This window comes from Cedecea neteri, from assembly GCF_000758325.1.
In the GTDB taxonomy this organism is placed as follows: Bacteria; Pseudomonadota; Gammaproteobacteria; order Enterobacterales; family Enterobacteriaceae; genus Cedecea; species Cedecea neteri_B.
Window position 1 is genome coordinate 122,766 of sequence record NZ_CP009459.1, and the last position, 26,794, is coordinate 149,559.

The window sequence follows — 26,794 nt, forward strand, 5'->3', positions numbered from 1 at the left end:
CTCAGCACTCCTTAAATGACACGATAAGCACTCCGCCATGAACAACCAGCTTTATATAAAGTGACTGCCCATTGAAAACTGGCCGGTAGACCTCATGCCAGAGGGTATGATCGTGGTAAGCCGTCATACTTTTTTCGAAATCCCTCGGGCTAAGCGCCAGCACGACGTCGAAAAAATCCCGCTTTGCGGTAAAACCAAGCGCTGCGCCACTCGCTAATGCGGTATGGGTTATCGCAACATTGCCTGCTCTGACCATCGAGTGAATAAAATTCAGGCGGGTATGGGGCATTCTCTTCTCCATGAGATTAACCTATCTGCAAAAATATGCAAATAGGTTAATTTTGTTCCCGGTGCGTGTAAATCAGTCCGGTAGAAATCCTCGAGGCATCTCCAGAAATAGGTGACGCCCGATGAGAGTTACCCTTTATCGCCAATCCATTGCATAAATTCGCCGACGTGATTAGCCCACAGATCCGGGCGCGTCATGGTGAAATGCCCCGGCGATGTCGGGGTGCCAGCCTGCACTACATAGCGGCCCTGTTTTAGCTTCGGCACCTCGGTTTCCAGCACGCGCAGGCTGTCCGGATTGAACTCGTCGTCCGAGAAGTTCAGCGCATACAGTTTGGTGGTGATTTTGCTCAGATCAGGCTGCGGGTTATAGCTGAAGGAGGATTTGAGCGAATAGAGAACATCGTTGGTGTCGATATGATTGGCGGTGAAACGGTTGTTCGCCAGGAACTTGTCCGCTGCGGCCCCGTCCGGGATCGTTCTTTGCAGATCCGGCGCACTGTCGATCATCATTCTCAGGATGTTGTAGCCCTGAAGCCAGCTCTCAGGCGCCTGAGTATAATTGCCGTTGTGCCAGGCCGGATCGGCTCGCACCGAGTCTACGATCATTCTGCGCCACAGCAGATTACGCCCGGAGACCTTGATCGGCAGCGACACGACCGGCATAACGCCATCCATCATGTTCGGGTACGCCACCGCCCACTGCCAGGCGTTCATTCCCCCCATCGACATCCCTATCACGGCATGCAGATGTTTAATCCCCAGCGTTTCAGTTACCAGCTTATGCTGCAAATCAACCATATCGCCGTAATCGTAGTTGGGGAATTTTGCCTTTAAGCCGTCGCTCGGTTTGCTCGACTGACCGTGACCAATGCTGTCGGCAAAAATCAGATAGTAGCGATTCGAATCCAGCGGGCGGCCAGGTCCGTAAAGGGATTTGGTCCAGACCGGGCTCAGCAGCGCCCGGCTGTCTGCCCCCGTCCAGTGCAGCACGAGGATCGCATTATCAATCTCTCCCTGCGCATTTCGGTGCGCCTTCCCGAGCGTGGCGTAGTGCAGTTTCACCTGAGCCAGCGTTTCACCATCCCGAAACTTGTAGTCAGTGAATACGGCATCGGCCTGATGTGCCGCCGGGTTGAGCTGAGTGTCCCAGGGAGCCGCGGGTGCTGCTGTGGGGGCGGCAAATACGGGGCTGGAGAGCCCGGTTCCGGCCAACAGAAGGCTTAACAACAGACTGGTTTTCGTAAGGGTACGCGTAGATTTCATTAAGGTTCACCTGGGTAAATGAGCGACTGTTCTCTGGCATCGGCTGTTTAAAACTTGCCCTTTCGCCATTAACTCTTATAATAAGAGTAATAATAAAAAGATCAACAGCAGCTTAACGATTAGCCGGTGGCTTAAATCCGGCTATACACTGTTACCGGGCCCACGTTGATGAAAAATAAGGAACGCTATGCGCTCGAAAGGTTTTGAAGGTATGACCTGCTCCGTCGCCTGCGTGATGGGAGCCTTAGGCGACCGCTGGGGAATGCTGATTATGCGGGACCTGTTTTTAGGCCTCCGCCGTTATGACGATTTTCGCCGCTCAAGCGGCATCACCAATGCCACGCTATCTGACAGGCTAAAAGCGCTTGAAGAACAAGGGCTGATTACCCGTCAGCGCTACCAGACGAGGCCGGATCGCTACGAATATTTGCTCACCGAAAAAGGGCGGGATATTGGGCTGGTGCTGCTGAGCATGATGCAGATAGGCAGTAAGTGGAATATCCCTGACCTTGTGGGGCCGTCGCTTTTAATGGTGGATGGCAGCAGCGGACATAAAGTGAAAGTTGCCCTTGTGGATGTCGAAACCGGGCAGCAAGTTTCACCGCAGGACGTGATGGTGGAGTTGGGGCCTGGTGCCGACGACCTCACCCGCTGGCGTTCGGCGGGCCGAATCAGAAACCCTGAACCCAGCGAAAGCTAAGTCGGGGACGATCCTTGTAAAGCGCAGAGAGAAAAGTGATGAAAATACTGGTGGTTGGGGCAGGTGCTATCGGCGGTTATTACGGCGCAAGGCTGATTCAAGCTGGCGCTGACGTGACTTTTCTCGTTCGGCCAAAACGGGCTGAGCTGTTGGCTAAACAGGGGCTGCGGCTGGAAAGCAGCCTGGGCGATTTTAACGCCCCGGTTAATGCGGTCGCCCGGGACAGTCTCCGGCCAGACTACGATCTGATTTTGCTCAGTTGCAAAACATACGATCTGCAGTCGGCTATCGAGGATATTACGCCTGCTGTGAGCCCTTCTACCGCCATTTTGCCTTTCCTCAATGGCCTCTCGGTTTACGACGAACTCGACGCCCGTTTTGGCCGTGACCGGGTGCTCGGCGGCGCGGCTTATATTGCCACCACGCTTAACGCTAACGGTGAGATCAAACAAATGGGGGCGGCGGATCAGGTTGTTGTCGGCGCGAGATCGCCAGCCACGCTTGATGTAGCAAAAGCGGCTTACGCGCTGTTAGCCTCTTCCGCTGGCGTGCGCGTCCTGTCAGATAACATCATGCAGGCGCTGTGGAATAAGTGGGTGATGCTGGCTTCCGGCGCGTTGATGAACTGCCTGATGCGCGGCACGGTGGGGGATATCCTGGCGACACAGGACGGCGAAGCGCTGATGAAACAGGCGATTTCGGAGAGCCTTAGCGTCGCCGCAGCGGAAGGCTATGCGCTGCCGCAGGAGGAAATCACCAGCATCGAAAAACGCCTGCTGGATCCACAATCCGCCTGGGCCGCCTCGATGATGCGCGACATTGCCAGCAACGCGTCACGCCTTGAAGGTGATGCTATCGTCGGCGATATGATTACCCGAGCCACCCGGCACGGTCTGAACGTTCCGCTTTATCGGGCGGCGTACTGCCATCTCCAGGTTTATGCCCACCAGCGTACGCCGGGTGCGGCAGTTCAGCAGCCGTTCAAATAACGAGGTTGTATGGAGCTTCTCGCTAACGAGTGGACGCAATTTGTCGCGGCGCCGTCGCAGGGGCTCCAGGGCCTGCACGCCCATTTTAATAAGCACCGCTATGAGCGCCATTCCCACGATTACTTTGTGATCGGCACTATGGACGTCGGGGCCTCGAAAGTGGGGCTCGGCAGCGGATCAATCATCGCACCTGCAGGCAGCGCGATGATTGTGAATCCGGGGGATGCCCACGACGGCAGCGTTTACTCCGAGCAGGGGTACACCTATAGCATGCTCTACGTGCAGCCCTGGGTTGTGGACGGCATTGCTCACGAGCTGGAACTGAATCCCGACCGCAGCCTTTGTTTTACCCGCCCGGTGTTAAGCGACCCGGATATCGTGGTCGGGCTGCAAACCCTTCACCGCACCCTTTTTCAACAGCAGGACAGCTTAGCGCTGGAGGTGACGCTGATTGACGCGTTAAAACCGCTGCTGAGCCGCTATTCCACGCGCCGATTTACCCCGCAGGAAGAATGCCACGAGCCGCGAATCGCCAGAGTGCGTGACCTGATTCACGCCAGCTTTGCTTCCACGCTGACCACGGAAGATATGGCGCAGGCCTCCGGGCTGAGCCGTGTTCGCCTGAACCAGCTATTCCGTGCCGCATATGGCTTGTCGCTGCACGCCTACCTCAACAGAGTCCGCATGGATGCCGCCAGGCAAATGCTCCGCGCGGGCCTGCCCGCGGTGGACGTCGCCAGCGCCGTAGGCCTCTTCGATCAGAGCCATTTGATTCGCCGTTTTAAAGGCTGCTTCGGCATCACTCCGGCACAATTTGTTAGCGCTCATTTTTCAGATATCCAATACGGCCGCCGCTGACTTTTTCATACTCCTGCGCTTTAAGGTCTTTCTTTCCTTTGGAGCAGAGTATGTCTCATTCCACGGATTCACCGTCCGTCAGCCAGACCAGCGCACGCGTATCCGCCTGGGTCATGATTGTGATTGGCGCGGGAAGCGTGCTGTCGTCGCTCGACCTGTTTGTCGTTAACCTTGCTTTCCCGGCTATTCGCGATAGCTTTGCCGGCGCCACTAACCAGGCGCTGTCCTGGGTGATCAGCGCCTATTCCATTGCCTTTGCTGCGTTTCTGGTGCCTGCAGGCCGAATGGCAGATATATACGGCCGCAAACGTATCTTCAAGGCAGGCCTGGCGGTGTTTTCGGTGGCGAGCGTAGCCTGTGCTTTTGCCCCGGATGTTATCTCGCTGATTTGCGCGCGGGGCCTGAAAGGCGTTGGCGCAGCGTTGATGATCCCCACCAGCCTGGGGCTATTGCTGGCAGCGTATCCAAAAGAGCGCCATAAGCAAATGGTAGGGATTTGGGCCGCGACCGGCTCCGTTGCCGCCGCACTGGGCCCAATGCTCGGCGGGGCGCTGGTAAATATCGACTGGCGATTGATCTTCCTGATCAACCTGCCGGTGGCGATCCCGGCGCTGTGGCTGAGCAAGCATCTGACAGAAACGGCGGTCGTTAAAAGCCGCCTCCCGGATATTCTCGGCTCGCTAATGCTGGTTGTTGGGCTTGCGCTGCTGGTGGCCGGGATCTCCTGGGCCAGCGACTGGGGCTTCGCCAGCGCCAGGCTCTGGACGGTGTTGGGCGGGGCATTCGTCTTCCTGACGCTGTTCGTTCGTCGCTGCCTGACTCAGCCCTCCCCGGCGCTCGACCTGCGGGTATTCCGCGTGCCTGCCTTTACCCTGGCGACGCTGGGCATGGCCTTTTTCTACATGGGATTTGCCATCATGCTGCTGGGCGGCAGCCTGTTTTTGACCCAGGTCTGGCACTGGCCAACCGTTGAGGCGGGTGCCGCTTTTGGTCTCGGCCCCGGCACTGCCGTGGTCGCTTCGTTGATCGCCGGCAGAACAGGGTTTTCCCCTAAAAAACTCACCATCGCCGCCGGTATTTTGTATGTGATAGCCGGCCTCTGGTGGCACAGCACTCTGAACGCCGAACCGGACTATCTGCTGGCCTACCTGCCTGCGCTGATGCTGACAGGAGCCGGAGCGGGTATCGGCCAGACAGGGTTTATTGCAGGCGGCACGGCGGCGCTACCGGCGCATCAATATGCCACCGGCACCGGGATCATCAACACATCGAGGCAAATTGGCGCCGCCATAGGCGTGGCGGTGTTTGTGGCCGTGTCCGGCAGCGCCGTTGCCAGCGAGCAGTACCACACTGCGTGGCTGCTAATGTCGCTCTTCGGGCTTATCGCTTCGCTATCAGCGCTGCTGCTGAGCGCAAAGCGGTAGCGCTTATTTTTCCAGTAAGCCCAGGCGGATAAAGCTTTCGGCGGTGGCGACAATCGCCTCTTCCGGGGAACGCGGTGCCCAGCCGAGCAGGTTCACCGCTTTCGCATTGGTCACGTTCATGTCCACGCCCAGCAGAGTCAGCGATCCTTTCATACCCGGATTTTTGTGCGCCGCCAGGCGCACCATCCAGTCGGGCAATGCAAGAGTAGAAACTTTGCTGGCGGCTTCGCCGAGGTGTTTACGCAGGATTTTCGCCACCTCTACCATCAGCAGGCTGTGGCCGGAACTGGCAAGTAAGCGCTCGCCGTTGGCTGCCGGGTGCGTCATCGCCAGCCAGTGCAAGTCGGCCACGTCGCGCACATCCACAAAGCAAGAGTTGATGTTCGGGTTGCCTTTTTGCCCGTCCAGCATGTTTTTCACCAGCCGCGTGGAATGGGAAAAATCAGGCCCCAATACCGGCCCCATCACCGCCACCGGGTTCACAGCCGACAGCTCCAGGCCACGGCCTTCTTTCTCCACAAAGTCCCAGGCAGCTTTTTCCGCCAGCGTTTTCGATTTCTGATAAGGCCACACGTTACCAGACACGTCGCTCCAGTCCGTTTCATCAAACGGGCGGCGGTGGCTTGCCGGGTGCCCGACGCCAACGGCCCCAAAGGCAGAGGTGAGGACGACACGCTTAACCCCGGCAAAGCTCGCAGCGCGGAGCACTCGCAGGTTGCCGTCTACCGCAGGTTTGATCCAGTCTTCGTCGGTGGCGTGGTGGCCGGAAGGCGTCGGCGATGCGCCATGCATCACATAGCGGCACCCGGCCATCGCGTCAGCCCAGCCTTCATCCGCCATTAAATCTGCAACGAAAAAGGAGAGACGATCGCCCGGCTCGCAGCCACCCTCTTTCAGGTTTTTGAGCACTTCCGCTTTGCGGTCAGCGGAACGCACGGTGGTACGAACGTCATAGCCTTTTGCCAGCAGCGTAATGATGCAATGCTGGGCAATAAATCCGGTCCCGCCGGTAACCAATACGCTATCTTGTGTCATGCTTTTGTCCTCTGTGGCCTGGCAAGCAGGCGGTATACGTTCACTTGCTGCGCAGAATAAAACCGGCCAGTCGGATTTTGAATGCTTGATAGTCCGTTCTACTTGCGCAATAGTACGGCAATGCATACCGACCCGTTTTCTGAAATCCTCAAGTTTGCCGACGCCGAGTCGCTGGTCACCGGCGGCTTTACCGCGGGCGGCGACTGGGCACTTCACTTCCCCCCGCCGGACAAAATCAAGTTCTTCGCCATCGTCAAAGGCAGTTGCTGGGTGATGCTCGAAGGTCATCCCGAACCGATTCATTTTTGCACCGGCGACGTCGGCCTGCTGAATGCCAGGCGGGCATTTATTGTCGCCAGTTCACCGGAGATAAAACCGGTCGATGCCATGAGCGTCTTTAAGGCCGGAGAGCGAAACTACGCCGCACTGGGGGAAGGGAAAGAGTTTGAGTATATGGGCGGGCACGTCCTGCTGGATCCCAACCGCGGGCAAATGCTTGCTCAGGTGCTGCCGCAGTGGATTCACATCCCGGCCGCATCCCCACAGGCGGCGTCCTTCCGCTGGCTGCTCGATCAGCTGATTGCCGAAAGAGAAACAGCCCAGCCCGGCACCCAGCTCGCCTCCGCGCAACTTTCGCAGCTGCTGTTTATTCAGATCCTGCGTGCCCATTTGCAAACCAGCAGTTCGCTTCCGGCAGGTATACTGCGCGCGCTGGGAGATACCCGCCTTGCCCCGGCGCTGCAGCTTATCCACGCCAACCCGGCTCGTAACTGGCGCCTGGAAGATCTCGCCAAAGCCTGTGCCATGTCGCGCACCACATTTGCGGAGTATTTCCGTAACGTATCGGGTATTACGCCCGTGGCTTATCTTACCCAGTGGCGAATGCGGCTGGCGGAGAAAGCGCTGCGCGAGCAGGCAGACCAAATTGCCATGGTGGCCCAGTCCCTGGGCTACACCTCGGAAAGCGCCTTTAGCAACGCCTTTAAGCGTGAAACCGGGCTGTCGCCGAAAGCATGGCGTAACGCCGCTCGCAACACGGTAAGTTGAGAATAAAAAAACGCCGCACAGTGGCGGCGTTGAATCAGTGAAATGACCTTATTTAATTTGCGAAGAGACACGCCATAAGTCCACGCCGCCTTCGGTGGCATGCCTGTCAATCTCGGCCAGCTCCTGAGCACTAAACGCCAGGTTATCCAGCGCTTTTAGCGAGTCCGCAAGCTGCTCTACGGTACGTGCACCAATCAACGCAGAGGTGACTCGAGCATCACGCAGAACCCAGGCAATCGCCATTTGCGCCAGCGTTTGCCCACGACTTTCCGCCACGGCATTCAGCGCGCGGATCTTATTGAGGTTCTCCGTATTTAACATACCAGCCACCCGAGAGCCTTCTCCGGCAGCACGCGCCCCCTGTGGCACACCGTTCAGGTATTTCGACGTCAGCATTCCCTGAGCCAGCGGGGAGAAAGCAATACAGCCACTGCCGATCTCTGCCAGCGTATCCAGCAACCCGTTCTCAATAGTCCGGTTCAGCATTGAGTAATTCGGCTGGTGAATGAACAGCGGGACTTTCTCTTCAGCCAGAATTTGCGCCGCCTGACGAGTCAGCTCAGGGGAGTAAGAAGATATGCCCACGTAAAGCGCTTTGCCCTGGCGATGCAGCTGTACCAGCGCCCCCATTGTTTCCTCAAGCGGCGTATCGGCATCCACGCGATGGCTATAGAAGATATCAACATAATCCAATCCCATGCGCTTCAGGCTTTGCTCGCAGCTGGCAACCAGGTGTTTTTTGGTGCCCGTTGGACCACCGTAAGGACCTGGCCACATATCCCATCCGGCTTTGGTGGAAATAATCAGTTCGTCACGGTAAGGGGCAAAGTCTTTCGCCATCCAGCGCCCGAAGTTCTCTTCCGCCGATCCCGCCGGCGGGCCATAATTGTTGGCAAGATCGAAGTGGGTAATACCGTTATCAAAAGCGTGACGCAGAATGGCTCTGCCGGTTTCAAAAACATCCACCCCGCCGAAGTTTTGCCACAGCCCTAACGAAATAAGCGGTAACGCCAGGCCACTTTTTCCCGTTTTACGGTATTGCATATTATTGCTGTAACGAGATGGTGCAGCACTGTAATTCATAACGCATTCCTCATGGTGAAGAAAAATATCAACGACAAGTTCGCATTAGATTAATAAAGCAAAACTTATAAAGCAGAGGTTTATAACCGACGATAAATCACCGACGTAATAAAAAGGAAATTAACCAATGAATAGCTATGTTGGGCGCGATAAATATCCATTGCGAAATCTATTTTCTCAGCGTATCGTTAATCTGTAAAATTCATTATTGAGATTGAATTAATCTTTACTGGAGATAAATGATGGAGCTGCGCCAAATTCGGCATTTTATTGCCGTTTCGGAACACGAAAATTTTACCCGCGCCGCACTCAGCATGCATATTGTGCAGTCGGCGTTGTCCACCTCCATCAAGCAACTGGAAGAAGAGCTGGGGACACCGCTGTTTATACGCTCCACACGTAAAGTCCGCCTGACGATGGCCGGAAAAGTGTTTTTGCACTATGCCCACACCATCGGCCATTACGTGGATAAAGCGGTACAGGAAGTGGACGCGATTGTGTCATTGAAAACCGGAACGCTCTCCATTGGCACCGTACAAAGCGTGCCGCCGTTTATTGATTTACCAGAACTTCTGGAAACATTTATCCGTAAGTTTCCCGATTTCGAGGTCAAACTCTGCCAGGGCTCCTCTGAAAGGCTGAATGAAAAAATCCAAAACCAGCAAATCGATCTCGCCATTATGCCGGTGGAAGAAGTCTCCGACCGGCTGGCCTCCCGCATCATTGCCTGCGATGAAATGGTGCTGGCCTTCGCCCACGATTTTCCCGGCCTGTCCGTAGAGGGGGAAACCATCGCGATGGAAGCGCTGGCCGGCTTGTCATTTATTGATTTTGAGTCAGGCCAGGGGACACGAAAGGTCAACGACGGCTGTTTTGCGCTACAGGGGTTAAGTCGAAAAATCACCTTTGAAGTCAGCGATCTTGATACGTTACTGAGCCTTGTAGAGCGAAAAATGGGGGTTGCACTGCTGCCGGAAGAGGTGGTGCTGGCCCGGGGAGACAAGCTGGCACGACTAAAAATCAGTAATGCAGATTTATGCTGGGAGCTGGCCGTGGTCTGGTTAAGTGATACTCCGGGCAGTCTGAAGGTTCACGACCGCCCGGTACAAGAGTTTTTGGATATTCTGGATCCAGCGGGCGGGGAAGCCTAAATATCCCGGCCCAATCAGGAACCCGCAGCCGCTGGCGGGACAGAAATTCGTAACGTTCTGGCGGTCAGCGCAATCCCGGCCAACAGCAGAGCCACCAGCCACAAAGAGAGCTGTAGTCCAAACCACCCGCTCAACGCCCCAATAATCACCGGCCCCAGCAGCATGCCGGTATAGGCCATGCGGGTGACAAGTGCAATCTCCTGACTGGCATCACCCTCCCCCAGCGAGGCGACGATAATAAACATCAGCGGCACGAGCGTGGAAACCCCCAGCCCCAGCAGCAAAAAACCCGTCAGTGCATTGCCCGATGACGAAGAGAGCAGCACGGTACTCATCCCGATAAATCCAAGCGAGGCCATCAGCGACAGCAGGATTTTCTCATGCACGGCACGACGTAAAATATCACCGCTAAAACGCCCCGCCGTCATTCCCACGGAGAAAAAGGCGTAGCCTAGATAAGCCCGGCTCTGTTCCGGATGCAGAAACTCCTGCATGTAGAGCGTACTCCAGTCGTAAATGGCCCCCTCACATAACAAAGCCAGGAAGGCCAACAGCCCTAATATCCAAAGCGACAGCTTGCCGTGGGTAATCTTTTCCTCTGCTTTATCTTCTTCCTTAGGGGGCACCGTTTCTGGCAGTGCTCTGGCAAGCAGTAAAGAGATTATCGTGGCCACAATCAGCATTACGGACAGATAGTAAAGCGAAGAGAATGTGAGGTGATGCGACAGTAATCCTGCCAACGATCCGATTATCCCTCCAAGGCTAAACATACCGTGCAGCCTGGACATAAATTTATGTCCACTGGCTCGTTCAACGGACGTGGCTTCCACATTGGTTGCCACGTCAAGTGCCGCCAGAGACAGGCCAAAAACCATCAGCAGCAGGCAAGAGACAGCGAAAGAAGGACTCAGAAAAACCAGCCATAAGCTTAAGGGATAGAGTACGCTGAACGTCACAATGGCCTTTTTGGTTCCCAGCGATGAGACCCACAACCCCAGCCGTTTCATCGCCAGAATCGCGCCTAACGACATCGAAAACAGCGCGATAGACAATACGCTGTTACTCACCTGATGGGCCTGTTTTAGCCAGGGGATAAAGACGCCCCAGGTCGAGAAAATAACGCCGTTAATAAAATAGAGCGCAAACAGCGTTAACATTGATTTCTTATATGACTGCATCATTTTTGATTTAAATCCCAGAGCAGAAAAGAGAGGCCAATGGCCTCTCATGAACAACAAAGTGCTACCTGCAACCTACAATCCCTGAATTTCGCGCCATCCTTCCAGATACATTTTTTCCGCCGGTGACGGCAGATCTAATGCCAGCTGGGCACGATGCCAGAATGGATAAATGGCCGCCGGGCGCCCCGCCGCTTCGATTTTCAACATCTGTGCATCCGTCAGCGTCAGGTGGATAGAGGCAATATTTTCCCTGAGCTGCGCTTCGTTACGCGCCCCTAAAACCAGAGTATCTACATTCGGGCGCTGCCTGACCCACGCCAATGCGACCTGTGGCACGGTTTTACCACATTCCGCCGCAACCTCTTTCAGCACGTCGATCACCTGGTAAAGCCGTTCGCGATCGCTGATGTGCGGCTCGGTCCAGGTCGATCCCTGGCGCGTTCCATCCTGCGGCGGCGTCTCCCGGTCAATAAGCCCGGTCAACAAGCCTTCACCCAGCGGGCTCCAGATCATCGACCCAATGCCCATTTCTTTACCTCCGGGCAGCAGTTCATATTCGGCATCACGCCCTTCCGCAGTGTAATAAATCTGCTGGGCAACCGGCGCGGTATAGCCCAATTTTTCCGCCAGATATTTGGTTTTTGCCAGCTGCCAGCCGCTGTAGTTAGACACGCCCCAGTAGCGAATTTTACCGGCCAGGACCAGCGAATCCATCACCTCCAGCGTCTCTTCCACCGGCGTCACGCCGTCCCAGCCATGAATCCAAAAGAAATCCAGCCAGTCCGTTTTCAGGCGGCGGAGGGAATCATTAACCTGAGGAATGAGATGCTGACGAGAGGCACCACTGCCGTTCGGCCCTTCATGCATACGAAACCGTGCTTTGCTGAACAGTAACCAGTCATCACGCTGCCCCAGTAAAGCCTCGCCCAGGATGCTTTCCGCCTGGCCAAAAGAGTAAAGATTGGCGGTATCAATCGCATTAATCCCCGCGTCGCGTGACAGCGCGATCATCGAGGCAGCCTGCTTCACATCAACGCTCCCGGCCCGATCAAAACCAAAATCACCGCCAAAAGTTAAAGTGCCGAGCACGTACTGCGAGACCTGCAGGCCTGACTGACCCAGATTGACATACTGCATAGAGACTCCCGTAAAATATTTAATTCACTGAAAAATAGAAATATTACGCCTTCCAGTAAGCCGTAATATCTGGCACCAGCCCATTCACCGGATCGTTTTTTGGAAACGGCAGGGAGGCCATACGCGTCTTCATTTCGGCGGTAGGCGCTTCCCGGCAAATATCAAAACTCTGTCCTGCCGGGTAAGCCCCAACAACCAGAAAATCGTCGCTAGCCGCCAGGCGGCAATGCCCGGTACCGGCAGGCAAAAGCACCACATCACCGGCATTGACCGTGACTTCATGCCCCTCAGGCCCCCCCAGCATCAGGCGCGCCGTGCCGCTGGCAAACCCGAGAACTTCATGCGCCGTGGAGTGGTAATGGTGGTAGTCATAAACGCCGTTACGCCATTGTGGAAACCACTGATTCGCCGCGAAGATGGCCTCCATTTGCGAGGCTATATCGCCCTGCATCACCACATTTCTGTAATGCAGAACCGGCAGCTTTGCATTATTAGGCACCCAGCCGTTGGCCGTAATTATTGTGACTTCAGGTGTTATTCCCGAACTGGCCCAACCGCGGGTTGAGGTGAGCGCTATTCCAGCCCCGGCCGCCAGGACCGATTTAATAAAATCTCTTCTGTCAAATGTGGCCATAACAATATATTTCCGCGTCGTGATGAGAAAAAAAGAAATGCACCAGCGCTGTCGGTGCCTGTGTAGCATAGCCAGAAGGATTTATTTTTTAAGTAGATTATTTAGATAGAACTTATCTATGAGAGAGATACTGATTGAATAATAAAAAGAAAAATAAAACAGAAGGGAAAAAAGTCTTTTTATGAAAAAGCGGCCGAATTATTACGGCCGCCTTATTGGTTTATCAGAACCCGTATTTCACGCCAATCATCGCGGAAGTGTCGTGATAGCCTTTATCGCCAATTTGCTGCGCGACGCCGCCCCACATGTTGAGGTCATGCGAAATCTGCCCCTGCACGCCAAGTTTAAGCTGGCCGATGTTGCGGGCCCCCTCTTCATTGAGCAGCTTATCCCCCATTCTCACGCCAAAGTTTTTGGTGTTATGCAGCCAGTCAGCTTCTACATAAGGCTTGAATTCACGCCCTTTGCCGTCGTCCTCTGTGCGGTGGCCGCGCAGGTATAACCGCACGCCAAGGCGAGACTGCAGGTTACCCTGGCCGCTGTCCTGCACGCGAGTGCCGTTAGCTTCCGTGTGTTCAGCGCTGTGAACGCCCATCCAGGTCAGCTGCGCCTGAGGTTCAAGGTAGACGGCCTGACGCTCGCTTTCGCTAAGCAGCATGTTGTAGCCGCTTTCCAGAGATGCGGTAAAGCCGCGACTCTTGTAATCCTCGTTCGGCAAATCGTCACCGCTGACGCGGTTGTTAAACCAGTTGTACATCACCCAGCCGTCAACATAGATGCCTTCGCGGGAGACAGCATTTTGATACCACGTCCCGTAGGCCCCGACGCTATAGCCGTCCAGCTCTGATTCAGAGCGATAGCCGGTCAAGTTTGAACGTGAGTTGCCCTGCACGTTGCCGTACCCGGCCATCAGGCCAGCGCCCCAGCGGTCGGTCTGATTGCTGGTGCCGTGCAGGAATTCATTCCCCATCTGCGCAACATAGCGATTGGCGCTGGAGCTTATCTGACCTTCTCCGGTGTGGAAGCGGTTCTGCCCCCCTTCCTGACGTAGCCAGAAAGTGCTGCGGGCGATGCCGCGTTCGTCCAGCGGGGCACGGTACTCGGTAGCACCTTCGCGATCGTCTAGCGTCAGGTTGAACAGCGTATTCGCCGCCGTCAGGTTCACCAGATAGCTGCCCGCCTCAGGCCGGTAAACAGGTACCGGATCGGGCTGGGTTGGTGGTGTAGTGGGCACCACAGGGTCAACTGGCGGTATCACAGGATCAACAGGCGGTTCCGGAGGTAGATTACTCATAGAGGTCAAATACCAGTTCTGCCCTTTCTGCACCAGGCTGTAGTCCCATGCTCCGGCAACGATACGCCCGGACTGGGTAAATGCCCCCGCCGCAGAGGTACCGCCCACGGTCACCACTTCTATACCCTGCTGAGTTTCAGCTCCCTGGCCGCCAACGTTGTTGACCGCCAGCACGGTTGAACCAGACGTCGTCCCCTGAATCACCAGTTTGTCAGTGACAGAGGCATCATCCCCCAACACGGTATTCACGTTCAGTTGGCTACCGGTGCCGCCTGCATAGTCGCCGCCAACACTCAGTGTGTTACCGACGATATCGGCACGGCGAGACAGATTCACGATCCCGCTGTTATTCAGGTCGCCATTTACGGTGAAACTGGCGGCGTCGTCGTTACCCTGCAGCGGGCTGCCGACGGTTAAGGTACTGCCGGTTTCCAGCGTGGCCGCACCGATACTGCCTGTACCGGAAAGCAGGGTCGCGCTCTTAGCCGTGACATCACTGACCAGAGATCCCGTCACGTCCAGGCTGCCTTCCGCCAGCGTGGTCGCGCCGGTGTAGGTGCTGCCTCCGGTCATGGTCAGCGCCCCGCTGCCGATCTTGGTCAGATCGCCGCTGCCGGTCACACCCTGGCTGATGGTCGTATTGAACCCCTGGGTATCCAGCGTCCCACCCGCGCTTTCCAGCGTGATGGGGCGATCTAAATCAAAGCTGTTGCTTAATTGCAGAGTACCGCCGTCAAAAGTCAGCAGGCTGGTATCTGATCCCAGCGCACCGTTCTCAGCCACCTGCAGGATGCCGTCATACAAAGTCCAGGGCGTTGCCGCATCCGTGGTGTTGTTCAGCACCCAGGTACTTGCCCCCGTTTTATGGAAGTGTTCGAATCCTTCATACTGAGCACTCGCGCCAATACTGGCGGCATCGAACTGGCTATTGGCGTCACCGCCCAGAATAAGCGTGTCGTCACCGCCTGTAGCCTGCACGATACCCAGCACGTTGTAGCCATCGCGTAGCTCCAGCGAGTTTGTCCCGCCGGTAAACAAAATGGCCTGCGAGCGGTTTTGCCCGGCAAAATCCATCCCACCGCTGATTGTCCCGCTGTTGACGATGGTCATATCGCTGCCGCTGATCCCTACCCCGCCAACGCCGATATCTCCGACACCGATTGTTCCGCCTGCCGTACCGGATTCCCCGCCGTTACCGCCGGAAATAGTACCTGTATTCTCAACGCTGCCGCCGCCAGAGGTAATGCGGATCCCCGCGCCACCTGCGCCACCGGCATCGCCACCGCCGCCGCCGCCCCGGTTACCCGTGCCGCCAAGAATATCGCCGTTATTCACCACCTGGCCGCCCGCGCCAATTAGCACGCCGCTCCCGCCTTCACCGCCGCTGCCGCCGTGGCTTGTATCACCACCGCTGCCGCCACCGGTACCCCCGAGCCCGCCGGTAATGCTGGCGCCAGCGTCGTTGGTCAGTGTGCCGTTCCCTTCAATGGACAAACCGTTCCCGCCTTTTGCGCCAGTACCGCCATCGGATGTCGGGCTGTTGCCGTTTGCCCCCGCACCACCATTGCCGCCTACAAACGAGCCATGGTTAGTCACGTTCCCGGCCCCGACAATGGAGACCGCATCGCCGCCGGCACCGCCTACGCCACCGCCGCCCGCAGAATCATCGCCGCCTTTCCCACCGGTGACGACGCCACTGGCTTCGTTGACAACATCCCCGCCGCCGTTGATTTCAATCCCAATGCCCCCTGCACCGGAGTCACCACCCTGCGAGGTGCTTAAGTTACCGCTACCGCCGCCGCGATTACCGAGCCCGCCGGTGACTTCGCCGAAGTTACTGACGCTGCCGCCGCCTTTAAGCTCGATCCCGGTACCGCCTTTCCCGCCGTCGCCACCGTCGCCACCGCTGAGGTTATCCCCGGTACTGTTGGAGTTACCGCCGCCGCCCGTCCCGGCGTTGCCGCCGATAATATGGCCGCCGCTGTTATTAATGACCTTGCCACTGCCCTCTACGGTGATCCCGCTGCCGCCGTTGCCGCCTGCGGAACCATACCCTACAACACCAGAGCCCTGCCCAGACTCAACCGCCCCGCCGTTACCGCCGTCACCGCCGTCGCCGCCCACAATACGGCCGCTGTTGGTTATCGTACTGGTGCCACTCAGCCAGGCACCGCTCCCGCCTTCGGCCGCCTCACCGCCGCTGCCACCCACGCCGGTCACATCGGCGTTGTTTTTGGTGTCAGCGTTAGCCGCCAGGCCGCCTGTGGCACCGTGCCCACCGGTAATTTCCCCGGTGTTAGTGACGTTCCCACCCTGGGTCAACATCACACCGTCACCGCCTGCGCCGCCTGCTCCACCGCTGCCGCCGTGGAGCGTTTCTCCCGCCGTCGTTTGATCGTTTGCCGTCGCACTCCCGGTGTTGCCGCCGGTACCACCGTCGCCGCCGGTAATGGAACCACTGTTGGTATAGCTGCCCGTGCCGGTGATCAGCGCGCCAGCCCCACCGTCGCCGCCGTCGCCGCCGTTGCCCCCGTTGCCCGCATCAGCCACGTCCGTGGTATTGCTGCCGCCGTTGCCTCCCCGGCCACCGTTTCCGCCTTTGATATCGCCGCTGTTGCTACCGCTGCTGCTGTTCAGCACCGACCCGGCTGAGCCGCCTCCACCGCCGCCGCCGGCAGAACCGCTGCCGTTGGTGGCAGCCCCGTCTGGCTGCTGGCCTGTGCCTCCGGTAGCGGTGCCAGGAGGGAGTGAATTATCCACGCCATCCACGCTTCCTGCGCCGCCATTTTCCCCCTGACTGCTCCCTTGACCACGCTCACCCGAGCCGCCGTCACCTCCGTTGCCGCCGATGCCGGTGGTGGTGTCCATAGTACCGCCGCCGCCGCCCTGCGCACTGTCAGACACGGTAGAAGGCGCGCCTGTCTGGCCGTCAGCAGCGAGCACATATTGCGGAGCGGAGCTTAATAACGCAGCACCGATAGCGGTGGCAATCAAACGTCGCTTACCAGGGTTCTGTAATATATGGGGCATTTCCGTCCTCTTTAACTCTGCGGAGTCGTGTTGATTCGAAATATCAGAAACAGGCGTGCAACAATTTATTTAAAATTGCCTTTGGGTTTTAAAAGACGAGCGAAATAACTTTCAAATGAAAGCTGAGTTCATTTAAAAATCATCATCGTGTTAAAATTATGTAATTACAAAAACACCCAGATGGCGACAAAATTAACCTTTCACGGCTATCTCTTTCAGAGAGAAAATTCATTTCGGTGACTAATTTTAACACTATGAAAATAGCCTTAAGTAAAACTAAATTGTATTACAATTTGACTTGGCGCATGGAATGAATAATAAGAGGAATTTAAAAGAGTGTGACAACCTATAATTCAACACAAAAATAACGATGCAACAAATTGATTTTTATGATTTTAAAATTGAAGGGAACAGATAGGAATGGAATATCCAAAAACAGCAATTTACAGATTAATCCTATTAAAAGATTAGCCTCTATTTTATTTTTGAAAGTAAAAAATTAATTTAGTCATCAAAAAACACCCATGAAAAACCTGTTTTCAGTGCAACAAATAAACCATCAACAAGCTTAAACTGCCCAATAATGCCGATCAGATATTACGTAAATGCGTCGCAACACCCCATTTAACCAAATTTATACATTCCGCCGAAATATTCATGATGCTATAACTGCAGTTTTGATGTCCATATTGTCTGAGATCGTCGGTAATTAAAGCTCCTTTCAATTGCCAGATGGCTATTTCTAATGCATGGCCATGGCTGACAATAATAACGGTATCATTCTGGTGGCGTTCGTTGAGTGTTTTCAGGCAGGAAAACAGGCGGTTATTAACATTATTCAGACTCTCTCCCTGAGCGCTAACCCGCTGCGGATCCCCCGATAGCAGGGCAGCAAATAATTCAGGATGCTGTTTTCGCGCCTCCAACACATTTTTCCCCTGAAGCAGCCCAAAATCGCGTTCTTGTAGACGTTCATCCACGGTTATCTGACTGTGCAATTCACTGGCCAGCACATTAGCCGTGCCCTGCGCACGCAGCGCCGGTGACGAGTAAATATGGGCGACGGATAAATCGGCCAACTCGGCAGCCAGCGCAAAGCTTTGCCGGAGCCCCCTCGCCGTGAGCTGGCTTTCCAGCCTTCCCTGAATAATCCCTTGTTGATTCCCCTCACTTTCGCCATGCCGTACCAGAATTGCCCGCATGCTCTTTCCTTTGTTGAAAATTTAATTTAGCATTTACTAAATTTAGAACTATCTAAAGTAAAAATCATGACGCCTGAACTTTCCCAGCTCCAGTCCAGTGCGGACGAAGCCGCCAAACTGCTAAAAGCCATGAGTAATCCCCGGCGTTTGCTGATCCTCTGCCTGCTGCTCGACTCCCCTGGTACCGGGGCCGGAGAACTTGCTGCCGCCGCAGGATTAAGCCCATCAGCGACCTCCCAACACCTGGCGAAAATGAAAGATGAAGGGCTCATAGAGCACCAGCGTGATGCTCAGCGCGTGCTCTATTTCATCAAAAATAGCGCGGTACGCGAAGTGATCGCCACGCTGAAAACCATTTACTGCCCCTGAGGAATACCATGACAATTTCAGCCATCTTGCCAGAAGAAGCGAAAAAGCTCATTGCCGGCGGTGCCGCGCTGATCGACATCCGCGAGCCGGATGAACATGCCCGCGAAAACATTGCCGAAGCGCATCTGATGCCGCTTTCCGCCATTGAAAACGGCGCCAGGCTGGGGCCACTCGATCCCCACGATGTGGTGATTTTCCACTGCCAGTCTGGAATGCGTTCTTCTCAGCATGCCCAAAAGCTGGCGGCGCTTGCCGAACCGGCCCAGGTCATGCTGCTGGCCGGTGGCCTCGAAGCGTGGAAAAAAGGCGGACAGGAGGTTCTGGCAGATAAAAGCCAGCCTCTGCCAATCATGCGGCAGGTACAAATTGTCGCGGGGACGTTAATCCTGCTTGGGGTCGTGCTCGGGTACAGCGTGAATAGCGGATTTTTCCTGCTTTCCGGCTTTGTTGGCGCGGGTTTATTGTTCGCAGGTATCAGCGGCTTTTGCGGTATGGCACGTCTGCTGGCCTGGCTGCCGTGGAACCGGCGCTAACGTATCTTGCTTTATCCGCCTCGATTTCTGATCTATGGTTATCAGGCGGCAAAACCGCATTAAATTCCCTTAGCATTCAGAGGTTTTTCTATGTTTAAACCAGGTGATGTGGTTCAGCCCAAACAGGGTGGCCCTAAGCTACAGGTGGTTGAGGTTCAGGGAGAGGATTTGATTTGCGTCCCGGCCGCGACCTTAGGTGCGGAACAACTGACGCTGAAGGCAGATTCGGTTTCGCTGTACCAGGAAGAAGGCGATTTCGGCGTTTGCTAAGCAACAAAAAACGGCGTGAGGTTAATCACGCCGTTTTTCTCAATAAAAGTGCCCCTATCCTTGTCGTCGCCATTCATAAACAACCGGGCACGGCGGCAATCCAGGCCAGCAATCAATAGCCCTTCTCATAACCCGCAAAGAAACATCGAACCACAACGTCCGCGTTGACCTCTTTCAGAAAGTCAGCCACCGACTCTTTATCCAGCTGATAGCGACGGGTTAGCACCCCGGCTTCCCAGGCTGCACGCTGGCGATCGCCGGTCTGCTCGGCCATATGATGAGTAAAGCCCAGCACAAAGCCGCGTTTGTAATCCGCACAAAAACGCTCCACGTTAACCGCACTGTCGGCCTGTCGGGCTTTCATTCCGGCCATCAGACCCTTACCAAAATGGTTATCCATCAGCGGCTCCTCATCACTCGCTATATAAACAATTATATAACGATTCTAAGCGGGATGGGTATCCCTAAAACCCAGGGTTTTTGTGGGATTCCGTGCTTTAAGGCGCAGCCAAACCATCTTGTTGATAATCAATAAGAAATTAAAATCAGAACCACAAAATCAGGAAATGCCAGCGGCAAAGTGTGTTTCAACGCACTTTATCGACAAAAAACCTATAAATAAAAATTTATAGCTAATTGATGAAAGCATTGCAGTGACATACTCTACTCACAAGAAATTATGTGTTTTATAACGCTGCATAAAAGCCAAAAATACAGCTCAAAAGACTACTTTTAAACCGGAGTCAACATTATGTTTTCCCCTGAGTCACGCTTACGCCATGCCGCCGCAGATATTTTTGCAATGGTAGTGTATTGCTCGGTAGTGAACATGATGATTGAGATCTTCCTCTCAGGCATGACCTTCGAGCAATCGCTCTCTTCCCGCCTGGTCGCCGTGCCGGTCAATATTATTATCGCCTGGCCCTATGGCTTCTACCGCGATGCCTTTATGCGTACCGCGCGCCGCCTGACCCCGGCGAGCTGGGCAAAAAACCTGGCTGACGTGCTGGCTTATGTGACTTTCCAGTCCCCGGTTTACGTGCTGATTTTATGGAGCGTGGGCGCTGACTGGCACCAGATTGTAGCTGCCGTGACCTCGAACCTGCTGGTGTCGATGATGATGGGTGCCGCTTACGGCTACTTCCTGGATTTCTGCCGCCGCCTGTTTCGCGTCAGCGGCCAGATGGGCGTGAAAGCGGGCGCCTGAGTCCCGACATGCAAGGCCGACTGGCCAGAAGCCAGTCGTTCACTTATTCAGACTCGCCAAATAACCCTGTCAGATATCTTTCCAGCGCAATACGGGAACTGAAACCGTGTGGAATACCGTAGTGCTCGTGCGTTTCGCCGGCAAGATAGAGCGGGAACTGCTGGTAGTGATCGCAGGTTTTCATCTCTGAAGCCGGTTCTGCCAGCGACTGGCTGCGCTCTCTCAGAGTAGGGTGAATTATCAGGGCGGTGCGCCCCATGCGCGCTTCGCGGTTAACATACACGTAATTATCACCACGACGGTAGCCGTAGGTTTTTGCCGTTACCACATCCATGGTAAAACCCGATTTCTCAAGCACTCGGGCCACCTCATCCGGTCGTAAATACATAGATTTTCCTCGTCATCATTTACTGCATCGCAACCATACAATAAGCAGCATTGACAACGCTTTCGGAATTGTCCAGAAAGGCCAGCAAAGGCTTTGCGCCGTCCCATAACTAAAATCCATGGTCTACACTTAGCGTTACATCTTAGAAAGGGAGACAATAATGGCTAGCCGAGCAAACAAAAATAACGTTGACGATCAGGTAGACGAAATAAATAACGATGTCAGCCAGCTGGCGGATACGCTGGAAGATGTACTGAAGTCCTTCGGGAGCGATGCAAAAGACGAAGTTGACGCCGCTCGCAAAAAAGCTGAAGCACTTCTGAAAGAGACCCGCGCACGGATTAACGGCAATCAGGGGCGTGTGAAGCAAGCCGCATGCGATGCCGTTGGCTGCGCAGATTCCTATGTCCGCGACAAACCCTGGCAGAGCGTGGGGATTGGCGCGGCGGTAGGTATTGTCCTTGGGGCATTGCTGGTGTCACGCCGCTAACCCCAGGCGTTTAACAGTCGATAAATGAGACTAAATGCGCGTTGTAACCCCGGCCCCTTTCGCCGGGGTTTTTACTTTATGGCCAGCCGAAGTTGAAGCGCATAGCGCTGGGCCATTTCATACGAGCTGATATTGGTAAAACTCAGCAGTAAACCGCCAGGCCCAGGATGTTCAATTCGCCATCGGCTAAGCGCCTGAACCGCAAGCCCTGCGGCTCTGGCTTTATCCGCCACGATTTTGTCATTCCCTTCGACGCCAATTACCATCTGAATGCCGCCTGCCTGAGGCACAACAACGAAGCCCTGCTCGCTCAGCGCCCGCTCAAGCCACAGCCGACGTTCGGCATAGCGCTGACGCATTTTTTTTAAGTGCCGCCAGAAATGCCCTTCCCGCAGAAAGTCGGCGATAGCCTGCTGAATGAGAATTGGCGCGGTGCAGGGTTGCCTGCGAGCCTGACGCTGAAAATCTTCTACCGCGTGGGAAGGCACCACCAGCCATGCAACACGCAGGGCCGGAAACATCGACTTACTGAAAGTCCCCGCGTAGATAACCCGCTGCGGGCTGTCCAGACTTTTTAGCGGCGGCAAAGGCTTGCCCTGGTAGCGAAACTCGCTGTCGTAATCATCTTCAATGATCCAGCTTTGTTCCCGACTGGCCCATTCCAGCAGCCCATGCCGCCGTGAAAGAGAGAGCGCCACGCCTGACGGACTTTGATGCGCAGGCGTCAAAAGTGCAAAGCGGGCATCGGGAAAACGACTCACGCCGTAATCAACCTGCATGCCCTCATCGTCCACGGGGATCGCCCGGATCGCCATCCCGGCTTTTGCAAAATCAGGCCGAACAAAGAGGTAGCCGGGATCTTCCAGCCAGATGCCATCTCCGGGCCGCGCAAGCGTAGAGAGTATCAGGGCAATACCAGCCTGGAAGCCGGAAGTAATAAAGATCTGTTCCGGCTGGCAGTCAATGCTGCGGGAGAAGCGCAGATAATCCACAATCGCCTGCTTCAATGAGGCCTCCCCGCTGGGTTCCGGCAGCATCAGGTCAAAACGAGTTTGCTGGCGCAAACGCCGCCCCATCAGCCGGGCCCAAATCGCGCGAGGGAAGAGATCCAGCGCGGGAAGGCCCATCTGAAAAGGTCTGGGCGCACCCTGTGGGTGAGCAGCTGAAACGTTTTGACCACCGGGATCGTGCTTCACAGACGGGCTCACAAAAGTGCCCGCCTGCCCACGTCGCTCCAGCCAGCCCTGAGCCACCAGGTCGCCATAAGCGTTCTCAACCGTGGCTCTGGCAACCCCCAGCTCCAGCGCCAGCGTCCGGCTGGACGGCAGGCGGCTCCCCGCCGCCAGTTCACCGCTGTTTATCGCCTGCTTTAGCTGACGGGCGATTTGCTGGTAGCGGGGCTGAGCGGGATGAGAGGCCACGGTCAGCGGCGCGAATTTTGGTTTCATGGTCTGGTTTCTTAGTTAATTTATGGCTCTCTTTGATAGTCCATCATAGTGATAAATTGCCCTCACACCAATATGAGGAGCCACACCATGATCGAATTACGTCAGCCTTACTATGAGCTTTCCCCCAACGTGATCAAACCGATGCGGCAGGCGCTGCAGGGGCTGGAAAATGGCCCATTGAGCAACGAGCTGATCGAGCTTGTTTTCCTGCGTGTGTCGCAGATTAACGGCTGCGCTTATTGTCTCGAAATGCATGCCAAAGCGCTGCGTAAATCCGGCGTTGATCAGGTGAAGCTGGATTCACTGGCGGGCTGGAAAGTCAGCCACCAGTTCACGGAGAAAGAGCGTGCGGCGCTGGCGTGGGCAGAAGCGCTCACCCTGATTGCCGACAGCAATGCCGAAGATGATGTGTACCAGCCGCTGCTGCAGTTTTTCAGCGCCGAGGAGATTGTTGATTTGACGCTGGCGGCCAGCATGATGAATGCGTTTAACCGCGTCGCGATTGGGATGCGGCAGTAAGAGATTTTTGTGTCTTTGAGACACAAACACGTTCTATATGGCCTGCTCAGGCTTAAATCGCAGCGTCGCTTCTGGTTTTTTACCCTCACCCTAACCCTCTCCCTGAAAGGGAGAGGGAATAAACAATGTTTCACGCAGCTTTTGTTTTCTCCCTCGCCCCCTTGGGGAGAGGGCCGGGGTGAGGGGGCTATCAGCGGCATGGCGTAATCTCTTTGACATGTCCACCATGTGATCCTGACTAACTAGTGAACGGAATCTCAACCGATCTTTCACAGATAAAGGTACCTAGTGCCGAAGAAGTCTCCCCTTCCCCTACACTTTTCAACCCCCTACAAAAAATCACAAAAACACCATATCTTGCGTGGTTGCAAATTTTAAAATCAACATCTAGTATTTCTTTCAGTAAGAACACACCACCCGCAGTCCACTTTATGCGGCGTTCCATTATTCTAAAGGGAAATACGAATCATGCGCATTACTATTTACACTAAAGATGATTGTGTTCAGTGCCATGCTACAAAACGGGCGATGGAGAGCCGGGGTTTTGCCTTCGAAATGATTAATCTCGATCAGTGTCCAGAGGCGGCTGACGACCTGAGAGCCCAAGGCTTCCGCCAGCTGCCGGTGGTGGTAACAGAAGCCGAAAGCTGGAGTGGTTTTCGCCCGGATATGATCAATCGCCTGTGCGTTGCCGCCAGCGTATGAGCACCCTCGTCTACTTCTCCAGCGAGTCGGAAAACACCCTGCGTTTTATCGAACGCCTGGGGCTACCCGCCTTACGCATTCCCCTGGAGGTAAAAGCGCGCCTGGAAGTGACGGAACCCTACATTTTAATCGTGCCCAGCTATGGCGGCGGCGGCATTGCCGGGGCGGTACCGCCGCAGGTGATCCGCTTCCTGAACAACCCGAAAAATCGCGCGCTGATCCGCGGCGTGATCGCCAGCGGCAACCGCAGTTTTGGCGAAGGGTTTTGCCGGGCCGGAGACGTCATTTCACAAAAGTGCCAGGTGCCTTATCTCTACCGTTTTGAGCTACTGGGCACCCCGCAAGACATCGACAACGTGCGTAAGGGAGTAAGCGAATTTTGGCAACGACAGAAGCAGTCCGTTTAGCGACGGAAAGCGTGGACTACCACGCCCTCAACGCCATGCTCAACCTCTATGACAAAGAGGGAAACATCCAGTTTGATAAAGACAAACAGGCCGTAGAAAGCTTCTTCGCGCAGCACGTCTTACCGAACACCGTCAGCTTCCCGAGCCTGCAGGCTAAGCTGGACTACCTGGTGGCAGAACACTATTACGACGATGCCGTGCTAACCCGCTATTCACGCCCGTTTATCCTCGACCTGTTCGACAGAGCCCACGGCAGCGGCTTTCAGTTTCAGACCTTTTTAGGGGCCTGGAAGTACTACACCAGCTATACCCTGAAAACCTGGGACGGAAAGCAATATCTGGAACATTTCCCGGACCGCGTTTGCATGGTGGCGCTGACCCTGGCGCAGGGAGATGAGTCGCTTGCCACACGCCTGATGGAAGAGATGCTCAGCGGCCGTTTCCAGCCCGCCACGCCAACGTTCCTCAACTGCGGCAAGAAGCAGCGGGGCGAGCTGGTTTCCTGCTTCCTGCTGCGGATTGAGGACAATATGGAGTCGATTGGCCGCGCGGTTAACTCGGCGCTTCAGCTGTCCAAACGCGGCGGTGGCGTCGCCTTCCTGCTTTCCAACCTGCGTGAAGCCGGGGCGCCCATCAAACGCATTGAGAACCAGTCTTCAGGGGTGATCCCGGTAATGAAGATGCTGGAAGACGCTTTTTCCTACGCCAACCAGCTTGGCGCACGCCAGGGCGCGGGGGCGGTTTACCTTAACGCGCACCACCCGGATATCCTGCGCTTCCTCGATACCAAGCGGGAAAATGCCGACGAGAAGATCCGCATTAAAACGCTGTCGCTCGGGGTAACTATCCCGGACATTACCTTCCAGCTCGCCAAAACCAATCAGCAGATGGCGCTGTTTTCGCCTTACGATGTGGAGAGAATCTACGGCAAGCCGTTTGGCGACATCAGCGTCAACGATCTTTATCAGCAAATGGTGGATGACGATCGCATTCGCAAAAGCTGGATCAACGCCCGCGACTTCTTCCAGACGCTGGCGGAGATCCAGTTTGAGTCCGGCTACCCGTACATCATGTTTGAAGACACGGTTAACCGCGTCAACCCGATTGCCGGGCGCATTAACATGAGCAATCTCTGCTCGGAAATTTTGCAGGTAAACAGCGCCTCGACCTACGATGAAAACCTGGATTACGCGCAGACGGGCAAAGACATTTCCTGCAACCTTGGCTCGCTGAACATCGCCCATACCATGGATTCTGCAGATTTTGGCCGCACCGTGGAGACCGCCATTCGCGGCCTGACGGCGGTGTCTGATATGAGCCATATTCGCTCAGTGCCATCGGTCGAAGCCGGAAATGCCGCCTCCCACGCCATTGGCCTCGGGCAAATGAACCTGCACGGCTACCTGGCGCGCGAGGGCATTGCCTACGGCTCAGCGGAAGGCCTGGATTTCACCAATATCTATTTCTACACCATCACCTGGCACGCGCTTCGCGCTTCCAATGCTTTAGCCCGTGAACGGCAGCAGCGTTTTGCCGGTTTTGAGCAATCCCGCTACGCCAGCGGCGAATACTTCCGCCAGTACCTCGAGCAAACATGGGAGCCAAAAACGGAGAAAGTCCGGGGGCTGTTTGCCAAAGCGGGGATTGCGATTCCAACCCGCGAACAGTGGCAACAGCTATGCGACGATGTACGCGAACACGGCCTGTATAACCAAAATTTGCAAGCTATCCCACCGACGGGATCGATCTCTTACATCAATCACGCGACTTCGAGCATTCACCCGATTGTCTCCCGGATTGAGATTCGCAAAGAGGGCAAAACCGGGCGTGTGTACTACCCTGCCCCGTTCATGACCAACGACAATCTTGAGTTTTACCAGGACGCCTACGACATCGGCCCGGAAAAGATCATCGACACCTACGCCGAGGCCACCCGACACGTTGACCAGGGGCTTTCGCTGACGCTGTTCTTCCGCGATACCGCCACCACCCGCGACATTAATAAAGCGCAGATTTATGCCTGGAAGAAAGGCATTAAAACGCTCTACTACATTCGTCTGCGGCAGCTGGCGCTGGAAGGCACCGAGGTGCAGGGCTGCGTGTCCTGCGCGCTATAACGCGAAAGCACAAGGAAAGAAA

Annotated in this window: 27 protein-coding genes; 15 read left to right on the forward strand and 12 right to left on the reverse strand. The window is 55.4% G+C overall.

The window, feature by feature from the left end; genetic code table 11:
* Window position 1: 1 nt before the first annotated feature.
* Window positions 2-289, reverse strand: a complete 288-nt coding sequence (locus tag LH86_RS00565) for a type II toxin-antitoxin system MqsR family toxin (protein ID WP_231562713.1) — start codon at window positions 287-289, stop codon at window positions 2-4.
* A 128-nt stretch (window positions 290-417) separates the two neighbouring features.
* Window positions 418-1,554 (reverse strand): alpha/beta fold hydrolase, encoded by a 1,137-nt coding sequence (locus LH86_RS00570; protein WP_039297473.1) that lies wholly within the window; start codon window positions 1,552-1,554, stop codon window positions 418-420.
* Window positions 1,555-1,741: 187 nt separating this feature from the next.
* Here LH86_RS00570 and LH86_RS00575 point away from each other — a divergent pair, with 187 nt between their 5' ends.
* From LH86_RS00575 to LH86_RS00590, 4 genes are read left to right on the forward strand one after another with little or no spacing between them, the layout of a single operon-like run.
* The gene (locus LH86_RS00575) at window positions 1,742-2,254 is read left to right on the forward strand and encodes a winged helix-turn-helix transcriptional regulator (RefSeq protein WP_039297475.1); all 513 of its coding nucleotides are present in this window, start codon (window positions 1,742-1,744) and stop codon (window positions 2,252-2,254) included.
* A gap of 38 nt (window positions 2,255-2,292) precedes the next feature.
* Window positions 2,293-3,243, forward strand: a complete 951-nt coding sequence (locus tag LH86_RS00580; RefSeq protein WP_039297478.1) for a 2-dehydropantoate 2-reductase — start codon at window positions 2,293-2,295, stop codon at window positions 3,241-3,243.
* 9 nt (window positions 3,244-3,252) lie between these two features.
* Window positions 3,253-4,101 (forward strand): helix-turn-helix transcriptional regulator, encoded by an 849-nt coding sequence (locus LH86_RS00585; protein WP_039297480.1) that lies wholly within the window; start codon window positions 3,253-3,255, stop codon window positions 4,099-4,101.
* A 50-nt stretch (window positions 4,102-4,151) separates the two neighbouring features.
* On the forward strand, window positions 4,152-5,525 hold the full coding sequence (locus tag LH86_RS00590) for an MFS transporter (RefSeq protein ID WP_231562714.1): 1,374 nt from the start codon (window positions 4,152-4,154) through the stop codon (window positions 5,523-5,525).
* 3 nt (window positions 5,526-5,528) lie between these two features.
* Here LH86_RS00590 and LH86_RS00595 read toward each other — a convergent pair whose 3' ends face one another.
* Window positions 5,529-6,560 (reverse strand): SDR family oxidoreductase, encoded by a 1,032-nt coding sequence (locus LH86_RS00595; RefSeq protein ID WP_039297482.1) that lies wholly within the window; start codon window positions 6,558-6,560, stop codon window positions 5,529-5,531.
* 81 nt (window positions 6,561-6,641) lie between these two features.
* Between LH86_RS00595 and LH86_RS00600 the strand changes: the two genes are divergently transcribed.
* Entirely contained in the window at window positions 6,642-7,607 is a 966-nt protein-coding gene (locus tag LH86_RS00600) for an AraC family transcriptional regulator (protein WP_039297486.1), read from the forward strand.
* Window positions 7,608-7,655: 48 nt separating this feature from the next.
* Here LH86_RS00600 and mgrA read toward each other — a convergent pair whose 3' ends face one another.
* Window positions 7,656-8,690, reverse strand: a complete 1,035-nt coding sequence (gene mgrA / locus LH86_RS00605) for an L-glyceraldehyde 3-phosphate reductase (protein WP_039297489.1) — start codon at window positions 8,688-8,690, stop codon at window positions 7,656-7,658.
* Between the two features lie 239 nt (window positions 8,691-8,929).
* Here mgrA and LH86_RS00610 point away from each other — a divergent pair, with 239 nt between their 5' ends.
* Window positions 8,930-9,841: a LysR family transcriptional regulator gene (locus LH86_RS00610; RefSeq protein WP_197061696.1), complete on the forward strand. Its 912-nt coding sequence runs from the start codon at window positions 8,930-8,932 to the stop codon at window positions 9,839-9,841.
* Between the two features lie 14 nt (window positions 9,842-9,855).
* Here the strand turns inward: LH86_RS00610 and LH86_RS00615 are convergent, their stop codons facing one another.
* The 5 genes from LH86_RS00615 to LH86_RS00645 all read right to left on the reverse strand — a co-directional run bounded on the left by LH86_RS00615 (window position 9,856) and on the right by LH86_RS00645 (window position 18,319).
* Window positions 9,856-11,022: an MFS transporter gene (locus tag LH86_RS00615; RefSeq protein WP_197061697.1), complete on the reverse strand. Its 1,167-nt coding sequence runs from the start codon at window positions 11,020-11,022 to the stop codon at window positions 9,856-9,858.
* Window positions 11,023-11,094: 72 nt separating this feature from the next.
* Complete coding sequence (locus LH86_RS00620) at window positions 11,095-12,159, reverse strand: aldo/keto reductase (RefSeq protein WP_039297497.1); 1,065 nt, start codon at window positions 12,157-12,159, stop codon at window positions 11,095-11,097.
* A gap of 43 nt (window positions 12,160-12,202) precedes the next feature.
* Window positions 12,203-12,610, reverse strand: a complete 408-nt coding sequence (locus tag LH86_RS00625; protein ID WP_231562715.1) for a cupin domain-containing protein — start codon at window positions 12,608-12,610, stop codon at window positions 12,203-12,205.
* A 406-nt stretch (window positions 12,611-13,016) separates the two neighbouring features.
* A complete protein-coding gene (locus LH86_RS22895) occupies window positions 13,017-17,117 on the reverse strand; it encodes an autotransporter outer membrane beta-barrel domain-containing protein (protein ID WP_156106998.1) in 4,101 nt (1,366 codons plus the stop codon).
* Between the two features lie 590 nt (window positions 17,118-17,707).
* Complete coding sequence (locus tag LH86_RS00645; protein WP_039297503.1) at window positions 17,708-18,319, reverse strand: histidine phosphatase family protein; 612 nt, start codon at window positions 18,317-18,319, stop codon at window positions 17,708-17,710.
* A 66-nt stretch (window positions 18,320-18,385) separates the two neighbouring features.
* On the opposite strand from LH86_RS00645, the gene LH86_RS00650 reads away from it, so the two are divergent.
* The 3 genes from LH86_RS00650 to LH86_RS00660 all read left to right on the forward strand — a co-directional run bounded on the left by LH86_RS00650 (window position 18,386) and on the right by LH86_RS00660 (window position 19,491).
* Window positions 18,386-18,688 carry an ArsR/SmtB family transcription factor gene (locus LH86_RS00650; protein ID WP_039297505.1) on the forward strand — a complete coding sequence of 101 codons (303 nt, stop codon included), beginning with the start codon at window positions 18,386-18,388 and terminating at the stop codon, window positions 18,686-18,688.
* Window positions 18,689-18,696: 8 nt separating this feature from the next.
* Window positions 18,697-19,221 carry a rhodanese family protein gene (locus LH86_RS00655; RefSeq protein ID WP_039297508.1) on the forward strand — a complete coding sequence of 175 codons (525 nt, stop codon included), beginning with the start codon at window positions 18,697-18,699 and terminating at the stop codon, window positions 19,219-19,221.
* Between the two features lie 90 nt (window positions 19,222-19,311).
* A complete protein-coding gene (locus LH86_RS00660; RefSeq protein ID WP_039287014.1) occupies window positions 19,312-19,491 on the forward strand; it encodes a hypothetical protein in 180 nt (59 codons plus the stop codon).
* Window positions 19,492-19,603: 112 nt separating this feature from the next.
* Here LH86_RS00660 and LH86_RS00665 read toward each other — a convergent pair whose 3' ends face one another.
* Complete coding sequence (locus LH86_RS00665; RefSeq protein WP_008458220.1) at window positions 19,604-19,891, reverse strand: DUF2623 family protein; 288 nt, start codon at window positions 19,889-19,891, stop codon at window positions 19,604-19,606.
* 351 nt (window positions 19,892-20,242) lie between these two features.
* Between LH86_RS00665 and LH86_RS00670 the strand changes: the two genes are divergently transcribed.
* Window positions 20,243-20,698 (forward strand): L-alanine exporter AlaE, encoded by a 456-nt coding sequence (locus LH86_RS00670; protein WP_039297511.1) that lies wholly within the window; start codon window positions 20,243-20,245, stop codon window positions 20,696-20,698.
* A gap of 43 nt (window positions 20,699-20,741) precedes the next feature.
* Here LH86_RS00670 and LH86_RS00675 read toward each other — a convergent pair whose 3' ends face one another.
* Window positions 20,742-21,086 carry a DUF2002 family protein gene (locus LH86_RS00675; protein ID WP_039297513.1) on the reverse strand — a complete coding sequence of 115 codons (345 nt, stop codon included), beginning with the start codon at window positions 21,084-21,086 and terminating at the stop codon, window positions 20,742-20,744.
* A gap of 160 nt (window positions 21,087-21,246) precedes the next feature.
* Here LH86_RS00675 and LH86_RS00680 point away from each other — a divergent pair, with 160 nt between their 5' ends.
* On the forward strand, window positions 21,247-21,576 hold the full coding sequence (locus tag LH86_RS00680) for a DUF883 family protein (protein WP_039297516.1): 330 nt from the start codon (window positions 21,247-21,249) through the stop codon (window positions 21,574-21,576).
* Between the two features lie 71 nt (window positions 21,577-21,647).
* Here the strand turns inward: LH86_RS00680 and LH86_RS00685 are convergent, their stop codons facing one another.
* A complete protein-coding gene (locus LH86_RS00685) occupies window positions 21,648-23,024 on the reverse strand; it encodes a PLP-dependent aminotransferase family protein (RefSeq protein WP_052045531.1) in 1,377 nt (458 codons plus the stop codon).
* A gap of 87 nt (window positions 23,025-23,111) precedes the next feature.
* Here LH86_RS00685 and LH86_RS00690 point away from each other — a divergent pair, with 87 nt between their 5' ends.
* The 4 genes from LH86_RS00690 (at window position 23,112) to nrdE (ending at window position 26,772) form a co-directional block, all read left to right on the forward strand.
* Window positions 23,112-23,543, forward strand: a complete 432-nt coding sequence (locus LH86_RS00690) for a carboxymuconolactone decarboxylase family protein (RefSeq protein ID WP_008458225.1) — start codon at window positions 23,112-23,114, stop codon at window positions 23,541-23,543.
* A gap of 468 nt (window positions 23,544-24,011) precedes the next feature.
* Window positions 24,012-24,248, forward strand: a complete 237-nt coding sequence (nrdH, locus tag LH86_RS00695) for a glutaredoxin-like protein NrdH (RefSeq protein ID WP_039287022.1) — start codon at window positions 24,012-24,014, stop codon at window positions 24,246-24,248.
* On the forward strand, window positions 24,245-24,655 hold the full coding sequence (nrdI, locus tag LH86_RS00700; protein WP_039297519.1) for a class Ib ribonucleoside-diphosphate reductase assembly flavoprotein NrdI: 411 nt from the start codon (window positions 24,245-24,247) through the stop codon (window positions 24,653-24,655). The genes nrdH and nrdI overlap by 4 nt, the downstream gene beginning before the upstream one ends.
* The gene (gene nrdE / locus LH86_RS00705; RefSeq protein WP_039297522.1) at window positions 24,628-26,772 is read left to right on the forward strand and encodes a class 1b ribonucleoside-diphosphate reductase subunit alpha; all 2,145 of its coding nucleotides are present in this window, start codon (window positions 24,628-24,630) and stop codon (window positions 26,770-26,772) included. The genes nrdI and nrdE overlap by 28 nt, the downstream gene beginning before the upstream one ends.
* Window positions 26,773-26,794: the final 22 nt, after the last annotated feature.

Bases quoted from the DNA above. Each gene is read 5' to 3' on its own strand.
- LH86_RS00565 (WP_231562713.1), bottom strand. From the start codon at position 289: ATGCCCCATACCCGCCTGAATTTTATTCACTCGATGGTCAGAGCAGGC.
- LH86_RS00570 (WP_039297473.1), bottom strand. From the start codon at position 1,554: ATGAAATCTACGCGTACCCTTACGAAAACCAGTCTGTTGTTAAGCCTT.
- LH86_RS00575 (WP_039297475.1), top strand. From the start codon at position 1,742: ATGCGCTCGAAAGGTTTTGAAGGTATGACCTGCTCCGTCGCCTGCGTG.
- LH86_RS00580 (WP_039297478.1), top strand. From the start codon at position 2,293: ATGAAAATACTGGTGGTTGGGGCAGGTGCTATCGGCGGTTATTACGGC.
- LH86_RS00585 (WP_039297480.1), top strand. From the start codon at position 3,253: ATGGAGCTTCTCGCTAACGAGTGGACGCAATTTGTCGCGGCGCCGTCG.
- LH86_RS00590 (WP_231562714.1), top strand. From the start codon at position 4,152: ATGTCTCATTCCACGGATTCACCGTCCGTCAGCCAGACCAGCGCACGC.
- LH86_RS00595 (WP_039297482.1), bottom strand. From the start codon at position 6,560: ATGACACAAGATAGCGTATTGGTTACCGGCGGGACCGGATTTATTGCC.
- LH86_RS00600 (WP_039297486.1), top strand. From the start codon at position 6,642: ATGCTTGATAGTCCGTTCTACTTGCGCAATAGTACGGCAATGCATACC.
- mgrA (WP_039297489.1), bottom strand. From the start codon at position 8,690: ATGAATTACAGTGCTGCACCATCTCGTTACAGCAATAATATGCAATAC.
- LH86_RS00610 (WP_197061696.1), top strand. From the start codon at position 8,930: ATGATGGAGCTGCGCCAAATTCGGCATTTTATTGCCGTTTCGGAACAC.
- LH86_RS00615 (WP_197061697.1), bottom strand. From the start codon at position 11,022: ATGATGCAGTCATATAAGAAATCAATGTTAACGCTGTTTGCGCTCTAT.
- LH86_RS00620 (WP_039297497.1), bottom strand. From the start codon at position 12,159: ATGCAGTATGTCAATCTGGGTCAGTCAGGCCTGCAGGTCTCGCAGTAC.
- LH86_RS00625 (WP_231562715.1), bottom strand. From the start codon at position 12,610: ATGCAGGGCGATATAGCCTCGCAAATGGAGGCCATCTTCGCGGCGAAT.
- LH86_RS22895 (WP_156106998.1), bottom strand. From the start codon at position 17,117: ATGCCCCATATATTACAGAACCCTGGTAAGCGACGTTTGATTGCCACC.
- LH86_RS00645 (WP_039297503.1), bottom strand. From the start codon at position 18,319: ATGCGGGCAATTCTGGTACGGCATGGCGAAAGTGAGGGGAATCAACAA.
- LH86_RS00650 (WP_039297505.1), top strand. From the start codon at position 18,386: ATGACGCCTGAACTTTCCCAGCTCCAGTCCAGTGCGGACGAAGCCGCC.
- LH86_RS00655 (WP_039297508.1), top strand. From the start codon at position 18,697: ATGACAATTTCAGCCATCTTGCCAGAAGAAGCGAAAAAGCTCATTGCC.
- LH86_RS00660 (WP_039287014.1), top strand. From the start codon at position 19,312: ATGTTTAAACCAGGTGATGTGGTTCAGCCCAAACAGGGTGGCCCTAAG.
- LH86_RS00665 (WP_008458220.1), bottom strand. From the start codon at position 19,891: ATGGATAACCATTTTGGTAAGGGTCTGATGGCCGGAATGAAAGCCCGA.
- LH86_RS00670 (WP_039297511.1), top strand. From the start codon at position 20,243: ATGTTTTCCCCTGAGTCACGCTTACGCCATGCCGCCGCAGATATTTTT.
- LH86_RS00675 (WP_039297513.1), bottom strand. From the start codon at position 21,086: ATGTATTTACGACCGGATGAGGTGGCCCGAGTGCTTGAGAAATCGGGT.
- LH86_RS00680 (WP_039297516.1), top strand. From the start codon at position 21,247: ATGGCTAGCCGAGCAAACAAAAATAACGTTGACGATCAGGTAGACGAA.
- LH86_RS00685 (WP_052045531.1), bottom strand. From the start codon at position 23,024: ATGAAACCAAAATTCGCGCCGCTGACCGTGGCCTCTCATCCCGCTCAG.
- LH86_RS00690 (WP_008458225.1), top strand. From the start codon at position 23,112: ATGATCGAATTACGTCAGCCTTACTATGAGCTTTCCCCCAACGTGATC.
- nrdH (WP_039287022.1), top strand. From the start codon at position 24,012: ATGCGCATTACTATTTACACTAAAGATGATTGTGTTCAGTGCCATGCT.
- nrdI (WP_039297519.1), top strand. From the start codon at position 24,245: ATGAGCACCCTCGTCTACTTCTCCAGCGAGTCGGAAAACACCCTGCGT.